Origin of the sequence: Nocardioides sp. NPDC057577 (assembly GCF_042801335.1) — a bacterium.
In the GTDB taxonomy this organism is placed as follows: domain Bacteria; phylum Actinomycetota; class Actinomycetes; order Propionibacteriales; family Nocardioidaceae; genus Nocardioides.
Genome location: NZ_JBHVGB010000233.1, coordinates 1 through 7,788, shown reverse-complemented (window position 1 = coordinate 7,788; position 7,788 = coordinate 1). Strand labels below are relative to the sequence as shown.

The following is a 7,788-nucleotide window of genomic DNA, read 5'->3' as shown; positions in this document are numbered from 1 at the left end:
GGGTTCCGCGCCTGAGCTACTCGATCTTCCCGAGCACGTCCCCGATCGCGACCGTCCCACCGACGTCGGCACCGCGGGCGAGCACGCCGGCTCGGTGCGCGGCGACCCGGGTCTCCATCTTCATCGCGTCGATGACCGCGACGTCCTGACCTTCGGTGACCTGGTCGCCGTCGGCGACGAGCCAGTCGACGAGTACGCCGGGGACGGGGGCCTCGAGCCCGGCCGGGTCGACCGCAGGTGCGGCCTCCATCGGCGCGGGACCTCCCGCCGCGATCCCCTGCAGGAGGTCCTCGGGAAGCCCGAGCATCACCCGGCGACCGTCGATCTCGATCGGCACCCGCCGCAGCGGCTTCTCGGGCGCGGGTTCGGGGCGACGCTGCGCCTCGAGCCGCGGCATCAGCTCGGTCTCGATCCACTGCGTGTGCACAGCGAACCCGGCGGTCGAGAACGCCGGGTCGTCGAGCAGCGTGCGAGCGAAGGGGACGACGGTCGCGACCCCCTCGACGCTGAGCTCGCGGAGCGCGCGGCGGGCACGTACGACGGCGGTGTCCCGGTCCGGCGCGTGCACGATCAGCTTGGCGATCAGCGAGTCGAAGGCGGCCTGCACGGTGTCGCCCGCCTCGATCCCGGCGTCCCAGCGCACCCCGGGGCCGGCGGGGACCCGCAGGCCGGTGACCACCCCGGGGCTCGGCAGGAAGCCGCGGCCCGGGTCCTCGGCGTTGATCCGCAGCTCGATCGCGTGGCCGGTCGGTGCCGGCGTCTCCGAGAAGGAGAGGCCCTCGCCGGCGGCGATCCGGAGCTGCTCGGCGACGAGGTCGACGCCGGTGACCGCCTCGGTGATCGGGTGCTCGACCTGCAGGCGGGTGTTGACCTCGAGGAACGAGATCACCCCGTCGGCGCCCATCAGGAACTCGACCGTCCCGGCACCGCGGTAGGAGACCGCGGCGCAGATGTCGCGGGCAGCCTCGTGGATGCGAGCGCGCTGCTCGTCGGTCAGCCCCGGAGCCGGGGCCTCCTCGACGAGCTTCTGGTTGCGCCGCTGCAGCGAGCAGTCCCGGTCGCCGACCACGACAACATGACCGTTGCCGTCGCCGAGCACCTGTGCCTCGATGTGTCGCGGTCGCTCCAGGAAGCGCTCGACGAAGCACTCGCCCCGGCCGAACGCGGCCAGCGCCTCGCGCGAGGCGGACTCGAAGGCATCCGCGACGTCGTCGAGCTCACGGGCCACCTTGAGCCCGCGCCCGCCGCCGCCGAAGGCTGCCTTGATCGCGATGGGGAGCCCGTGCTCGCGCGCGAAGGCGACCGCCTCGTCGGCGGACTCCAACGGTCGGTCGGTGCCCGCGACCAGCGGTGCGCCGACGCTCTGCGCGATCCGGCGGGCGGTGATCTTGTCACCGAGCTGGTCGATGCTCGCAGGAGCCGGTCCGATCCAGGTCAGGCCGGCGGCCTCGACGGCACGCGCGAACTCGGCGCTCTCCGAGAGGAAGCCGTAGCCCGGATGCACCGCGTCGGCCCCGGAGGCCTGCGCCGCGGCCATCAGCCACTCGATGCTGAGGTAGGACTCGGCGGCGGTCGAGCCGCCGAGCACGTACGCCTCGTCGGCGAGCCGCACGTGCAGCGCGTCGGCGTCCTGGTCGGCGTAGACGGCGACCGACACGAGGCCGGCCTCGGCAACCGCCCGCACGACGCGGACGGCGATCTCTCCCCTGTTGGCGATGAGCACCCTGCGCATGTCAGTCTCCTCGGATCTCTGCCGGCGACGCATCGGGCGCCACGGGACGGAAGCGGATGCGGACACCGGGCGGCAGCTGCCCGGCCAGGTCCAGGTCGCGGTCGATGACCGCGCCGATGATGGGATAGCCGCCGGTGAGCGGATGGTCCGGAAGGAACAGCACGGGCTGGCCGTCGGGCGGCACCTGGATCGCGCCGGTGACGGCGCCCTCGCTCGGGAGCTCGCCGGCGACGTCGCGCTCGAGCGGGAAGGCCCCTTCGAGGCGTACGCCGACGCGGTCGGAGCGCGGCGTGACGGTCCACTCCTGCTCCAGCAGGGTGCGTACGCCGGCCGGGGTGAACCAGTCCTCGCGCGGGCCGAGCACGACGCGCAGCACGACCGTGTCACCGGGCGCGGGCAACAGGTCGGCGGGAGCGGGGCAGGGGTCGACCGCGTGCGGCGCGGCCGCGGGACCGTTCAGGGGCACCACATCGCCTGCGCGCAACGGCCGACCGCCGAGGTCACCGGGGCCGAGACCGGCAAGCGTGTCGCTGGAGAGGCTGCCGAGGGCCGGCTCGAGATCCAGGCCGCCGCGCACCGCGATCACCGCGCGCAGGCCGGCGCTCACCGCGCCGAGGTGGAGCTCCTCGCCGTCCTCGAGCGCGGTGGCAGCGCCGTGCACGACCGGGAGCGGCGGTCCGTCGCTGCGTACGATCGTGGTCTCGGTGGATGCGCCCGTGACCGCCACGACAGCAGGTCCGGTGAAACGCAGGACCGCGCCGCCACCAGCGAGCTCGAACCCGGCGGCTCCAGGAACGTTGCCCACGGCGCGGTTCGCGGCTCGCAGGGAGCGGCGGTCGGCGGCCCCTGATGCGGAGACGCCGAGGGCGGCATGGCCGGGTCGGCCGAGGTCCTCGAGCACCAGCTGCAGGCCAGGGCGTACGACCTCGACGGCGAAAGGGTGCGCCATGGCGTCGGTCGGCGGAGCGGGTGCGGCGACCGAGACCGACTCGCGCTCGAGCCGCTCGAACCGCACCGTCATCCCCGGCGCGAGCAGGGCGGGCGGGTCCCGGTGCAGGTCCCACATCGGGGCGTCCGTACGCCCGATCAGCTGCCAGCCACCAGGGCTCTCCCGGGGGTAGACGCCCGAGAACGTCCCGGCCAGGCCGACGGAGCCGGCCGGGATCCGGGTGCGCGGCGAGGAGCGCCGCGGCACGTCGAACAGCGGGTCGTCGCCGACGAGATAGCCGAAGCCGGGCGCGTACCCGGTGAAGGCCACCCGCCAGGTCGCGGCCGCGTGGCGCGCGACGACCTCCTCGGCGCTGACCCCGAGCAGGTCGGCGACCTCGTCGAGATCCTGCCCGTCATAGCGCACGCCGATCGTCACCGAACCCGCCGTCGGCAGGCCGCCGTGGACCGGCTCGACGCGAGTCAGCTCCTTGGCGAGCGTCGCCTCGTCGACGAGCGTCGGGTCGAACCGGACGAGCACCGTCCGGGCGGCCGGCACCAGCTCGACGACGCCGGTCGGAGGCGCGGCCACGAGCGCCGCGTGCAGCCGCATCGCGCCCTCGAGGTCGTCCTCCTCGACCAGCAACGCCCGGTCCGATGCGATGAGCACTCGCCTCACGCCAGATACTCCGAATCCCGTACGTCGGTGATGAACATGTGGCCGGGCGCGTGGGTGAGCGCGAACGGCGGACGTGAGTCCATGATCGCGGCCTGGGGCGTGACACCGCAGGCCCAGAACACCGGCACCTCGCCCTCGCGCACCTCGGGTGCGTCCCCGAACTCGGGAGCGGCGAGGTCGGCGATGCCGAGCGATGCCGGGTCACCGACGTGCACCGGCGCGCCGTGCACCGCCGGATAGCGCCCGGAGATGCGTACGGCATCGGCGACCCGGTCGGCGGGGATCGGGCGCATCGAGACCACCATGTCGCCGCGCAGGCGCCCGGCCGGGGCGCACGGGCGCGAGGTGCGGTACATCGGCACGTTGCGACCGAGCTCCTGGTGACGGATCGGGATCCCGGCATCGGCCAGGCCCGCTTCGAAGGTGAAGCTGCAGCCGATCAGGAACGAGACCAGGTCCGGGTGCTCCTCCCACGCCACGCGTGCGTCGGTGACCTCCTCGGTCAGCACCCCGTCACGCCAGATCCGGTACGCCGGGATGTCGGTGCGCAGGTCGGAGCCGGGCGCCAGGGTCGACTCGTAGGCGCCCTGGTCGAGCACCTCGAGCACCGGGCACGGCTTCGGGTTGCGCTGCGCGAAGAGCAGCACCTCGAAGGCCCAGTCGGCCGGCACGGAGATCAGGTTGGCCTGCACCAGGCCGTGGGCGACGCCGCTCGTCGGAGCGACCTCGCCCGCCCGGTACCCGGCGCGCGCGGCGCGCGCCTCCTCCAGCTGGGTGATGCTCGCGATCATGCGGCGGTCCCTGCGAACGGGGCGATGACAATGCCCTCGGCCTCGAACAGCGCCCGGGTCGCCGCGGCCATCCGGATGGCCCCGTCGCTGTCGCCGTGCACGCAGATCGAGTCGGCTCGCACGGCCACGTCGGTGCCGTCGATCGCCTCGATCACGCCCTCACGTGCCAGCCGCAGCATCCGGGCCGCGACAGCGTCGGCGTCGTGCAGCACCGCACCGGGCTCGGCGCGCGAGACCAGGTCGCCGCCGGGCGTGTAGGCACGGTCCGCGAAGGCCTCGGCGGCCGTGGCAAGGCCGGCTCTGTCGGCCACCTCGAGCACGACGCCACCCGCCAGCCCCAGCAGCACGAGGGACGGGTCGATCGCCTTGACCGCCGCGACCACGTCCTGCGCCTGGCGCTCGTCGCGGGCGATCGTGTTGTAGAGCGCGCCGTGCGGCTTCACGTACCGGACCGTGCCGCCGACCGTCGAGGTCAAGCCGATCAGGGCACCGAGCTGGTACTCGACGTGCGCCTGCAGGGTCGCGGAGTCGAGGTCCATCGCACGGCGTCCGAAGCCCTCGTAGTCGCGGTAGCCGGGGTGTGCGCCGATGGTGACGCCGTTGGCGACGGCATCAGCGAGCGTCTGCCGGATCCCTTCGGGGGTGCCGGCGTGGAACCCGCAGGCGACGTTGGCGCTCGAGACCATCGCGAGCATGGCCGCGTCGTCGGCGACGACCCGGTCGGGTGCGTTCTCGCCGAGGTCGGAGTTCAGGTCGATGGTTGCCGCAGGGTTCGTTGTCACGGTGCTCACGCTCCAATGCCGATGAAGGCGAAGATCGGGCCGATCGAGACGACGCCCATGTACCAGCTGAGCAGCGTCGCGAGGGTGCCCACGGTCAGCAGCCACACCGGGTAGCGGTAGCCGTGCAGGACGTCGCGCTGACGGAACCAGCCGATGTACATGAAGATCGTCATGCCGATCGGCAGGATCAGGCCGTTGAAGCCACCGACGAAGACCAGGATAGCCGCGGGCGCGGCGCCGATCAGCAGGTAGAGGACGAGGGAGACCACGATGAAGCCGACCGTCGCGACCTGCAGCCGCCACCCCGTTCCCAGCTTCTTCGAGAAGGTCGAGATGAAGGTGGCCGACGTGTAGGCGGCACCGATGACCGAGGTGATCGCCGCGGCCCAGAAGATCGCGCCGAAGATGCGGATACCCGCGTCACCGAGCACGGCCCCGAAGGCCTGACCGGCCGGGTTGGCGGCCTGGCTCGAGAAGTCGAGGGTGACGCCCGAGGCCACGACACCGAGGATCGCCAGGAAGAGTACGTAGCGCATGATCCCGGTGACGAGGATGCCGCTCATCGAGGCCCGATGGACGGCCGGCACGTGCTCGGGGCCGGTGAGGCCGGAGTCGAGGTAGCGGTGGGCGCCGGCGTAGGTGATGTAGCCGCCGACGGTGCCGCCCACGATCGTGGTGATCGTCGCGAAGTTGAGCGTGTCGGGCACGAAGGTCTGGCGCAGCGCGTCGCCGACCGGAGGCTGTGAGGCGATCGCGACGAAGAGCGTCAGCCCGATCATCAGCAGACCGAGCACGAGCACGACCATGTCGACGACGCGGCCGGCCCGCTTGTACATGAAGATGCCGATCGCGAGCAGCGCCGAGAGCAGACCGCCGACCTTGGGGTCGATGCCGAGCAGGGCGTTCAGACCGAGGCCGGCACCCGCGATGTTGCCGATGTTGAACGCCAGACCACCGATCACGATGAGCGTCGCGAGCACGTGACCGGAGTACGGCACGGCTTCGTTCGCCAGGTCACCCGCCCGTTTGCCGGCGACCGTGATCATCCGCCACACGTTCATCTGCAGCGCGAAGTCGATCAGGATCGAGGCTAGGATCGCGAAGGCGAACGCCGCGCCGAGCTGCGCGGTGAAGGTCGCGGTCTGGGTGATGAAGCCGGGGCCGATGGCCGAGGTGGCCATCAGGAAGATGGCGCCGAGGATGGGTCCTCGGCGGGAACGGGCGAAGCTCTTCGCGCGCTCGGCGCTGGTTGTCTCAGTCATGGGGGACTCCTGCCATCAACGGGCCGTGTGGCTGGCACCACACTCTAGGTGTAGTACAGAATGGCATTCATTGTTCAACAATGATAGTCCGGGTTGTTAAATTGGTGTTGCGATTGTCCACGGATGCGATCCCCTAGGATGCGGTCATGCCCGATGCCGACGACACCCTCACGAACGCGCTGCGGCGTCGGATCATCGACGGAGAGTTCGCGCCCGGCACCCGGCTGTCCGAGATCTCTCTCGCCGAGAAGCTCGGCGTCTCGCGCAACACGCTCCGCGAGGCGTTCCGCGTGCTCTCGGAGCAGGGGCTCATCGAGCACGTGCCCCACCGCGGGGTCTCCGTCGCCTCCCCCGGAGTCGCGGACGTCGTCGACATCTATCGGGCGCGGCGCTACGTCGAGCCCGCAGCCCTGGCCGCGGGCTCCCCGCTGCATCCGGCCGTGACCGCGATGCGCGAGGCGGTGGAGCAGGGAGAGTCCGGCCTCGAGGCGCGCGACTGGCGCACGGTCGGCACCGCCAACATGGCGTTCCACGACGCCATCGTCGCCCTCGCCGACAGCCCGCGCCTGGAGCGGCTCTTCCGCGACATCGCCGCCGAGCTACGGCTCGCGTTCCTCGAGATCGACAACCCCGAGGCCCTGCACGCCCCGTTCGTCACTCGCAACCGCGCCCTCCTCGAGACCTTCCTCGAGCAGGGCGGACCCGCGGCCGCGGCCGAGCTGCAGGACTACCTCGTCCTCTCCGAGCGCACCGTCCTCGGCGCCTTCACGCGCCTACGCCACGACTAGGGCGGATCGATGCACGAAGAGCTCCGCAGGGATCAGGCGCTCTTGAGATGCCGGAGTCGTGCCACCGCATCGGCCCCGACACGTTGGTGCGGCCCTTCAGGAAGGGCATCGAGATGGCCCTCCAGAGCATCCACGACCGCCACGGAGACTGTCTCCGGCGCTCGTTCGATGAGCTCGATCAAGGACGTCAGATACTCGCCCGCATCGATGTCATCGCCGATGACCTCGAGCACATCAGCGGGGATGGACGGCAGGGCCTCCATCAGCACGCCGTAGGCGAAGTCCTCGATGTTCATATCAACCATGCTAGCCCTCGCTGTCCACGGGATACGCGTTCCAGATCTCGGGCGGCTCCATATCGCCCCGCACCTGCACGCGGACGAGCTGACCGTCGACAACCCGCTCGAAGCGGAGCTTGTCACCGAGACGTGTCGGCGGACGGTCGGGGTCCGCGAGCGCCAGGTCCACCGCGGCGATGATCTGATCAGCGCTCCAGCCTGCGGGAAACTTCGACTTCCGGGGCCACTCCCGTTCGGACTCGGAGGTGGCTTGATGCCGCTCGAGGATGTGTGCTCTCATCCACGCCGAGATCGGTGGGCGCTCCGACGGGCGGAACGGCACGCTCGTGCCGTCCGCCATCGTCGGGTAGCTCCATCTCACGCACAGGAACAGTAATCCGGCCCACCGACATTCTCGGTCGCTCCGAGCTCAATCGCAGCGGGCCGACGTGGCCGGCGCAAGACCGCCCCCACGCACCACGGCCAAGCCGAAGCCCGCCGAGTCGGCTCGTCCTGACCAAAACCCTCGCCGAGTCGGCTCGTCATAAC

Annotated in this window: 7 protein-coding genes and 2 pseudogenes; 1 reads left to right on the top strand and 8 read right to left on the bottom strand. The window is 71.4% G+C overall.

All coding sequences use genetic code 11. The annotated features are described in order from the left end of the window. Window positions 1–16: 16 nt before the first annotated feature. The 6 genes and pseudogenes from ACFU7D_RS27500 to ACFU7D_RS27475 form a co-directional block, all read right to left on the bottom strand. A complete protein-coding gene (locus tag ACFU7D_RS27500; RefSeq protein WP_378873333.1) occupies window positions 17–1,732 on the bottom strand; it encodes an acetyl/propionyl/methylcrotonyl-CoA carboxylase subunit alpha in 1,716 nt (571 codons plus the stop codon). A 1-nt stretch (window position 1,733) separates the two neighbouring features. Next, window positions 1,734–2,651: pseudogene (locus tag ACFU7D_RS27495) on the bottom strand (biotin-dependent carboxyltransferase family protein); the annotation flags it as partial. Window positions 2,652–2,735: 84 nt separating this feature from the next. Further along, window positions 2,736–3,338 (bottom strand): annotated as a pseudogene (locus ACFU7D_RS27490) (allophanate hydrolase subunit 1); the annotation flags it as partial. Further along, window positions 3,335–4,129 carry a putative hydro-lyase gene (locus ACFU7D_RS27485; RefSeq protein ID WP_378873331.1) on the bottom strand — a complete coding sequence of 265 codons (795 nt, stop codon included), beginning with the start codon at window positions 4,127–4,129 and terminating at the stop codon, window positions 3,335–3,337. The pseudogene ACFU7D_RS27490 and the gene ACFU7D_RS27485, both read right to left, overlap by 4 nt. Then, complete coding sequence (locus tag ACFU7D_RS27480) at window positions 4,126–4,911, bottom strand: LamB/YcsF family protein (RefSeq protein WP_378873329.1); 786 nt, start codon at window positions 4,909–4,911, stop codon at window positions 4,126–4,128. The genes ACFU7D_RS27485 and ACFU7D_RS27480 overlap by 4 nt, the downstream gene beginning before the upstream one ends. A gap of 5 nt (window positions 4,912–4,916) precedes the next feature. Continuing rightward, the gene (locus ACFU7D_RS27475; protein ID WP_378873327.1) at window positions 4,917–6,173 is read right to left on the bottom strand and encodes an NRAMP family divalent metal transporter; all 1,257 of its coding nucleotides are present in this window, start codon (window positions 6,171–6,173) and stop codon (window positions 4,917–4,919) included. 146 nt (window positions 6,174–6,319) lie between these two features. Between ACFU7D_RS27475 and ACFU7D_RS27470 the strand changes: the two genes are divergently transcribed. After that, window positions 6,320–6,961: a GntR family transcriptional regulator gene (locus ACFU7D_RS27470; RefSeq protein ID WP_378730418.1), complete on the top strand. Its 642-nt coding sequence runs from the start codon at window positions 6,320–6,322 to the stop codon at window positions 6,959–6,961. 32 nt (window positions 6,962–6,993) lie between these two features. On the opposite strand, the gene ACFU7D_RS27465 is transcribed toward ACFU7D_RS27470, so the two are convergent. Both ACFU7D_RS27465 and ACFU7D_RS27460 read right to left on the bottom strand, forming a co-directional pair. Further along, the gene (locus tag ACFU7D_RS27465) at window positions 6,994–7,257 is read right to left on the bottom strand and encodes a hypothetical protein (RefSeq protein WP_378730416.1); all 264 of its coding nucleotides are present in this window, start codon (window positions 7,255–7,257) and stop codon (window positions 6,994–6,996) included. A 10-nt stretch (window positions 7,258–7,267) separates the two neighbouring features. Further along, window positions 7,268–7,621, bottom strand: coding sequence for an EndoU domain-containing protein (locus ACFU7D_RS27460; protein WP_378873325.1), 354 nt, complete (start codon window positions 7,619–7,621; stop codon window positions 7,268–7,270). Window positions 7,622–7,788: the final 167 nt, after the last annotated feature.

Coding starts and splice junctions, on each gene's coding strand:
- ACFU7D_RS27500 (WP_378873333.1), bottom strand. CDS start 1,732: ATGCGCAGGGTGCTCATCGCCAACAGGGGAGAGATCGCCGTCCGCGTC.
- ACFU7D_RS27485 (WP_378873331.1), bottom strand. CDS start 4,129: ATGATCGCGAGCATCACCCAGCTGGAGGAGGCGCGCGCCGCGCGCGCC.
- ACFU7D_RS27475 (WP_378873327.1), bottom strand. CDS start 6,173: ATGACTGAGACAACCAGCGCCGAGCGCGCGAAGAGCTTCGCCCGTTCC.
- ACFU7D_RS27470 (WP_378730418.1), top strand. CDS start 6,320: ATGCCCGATGCCGACGACACCCTCACGAACGCGCTGCGGCGTCGGATC.
- ACFU7D_RS27465 (WP_378730416.1), bottom strand. CDS start 7,257: ATGAACATCGAGGACTTCGCCTACGGCGTGCTGATGGAGGCCCTGCCG.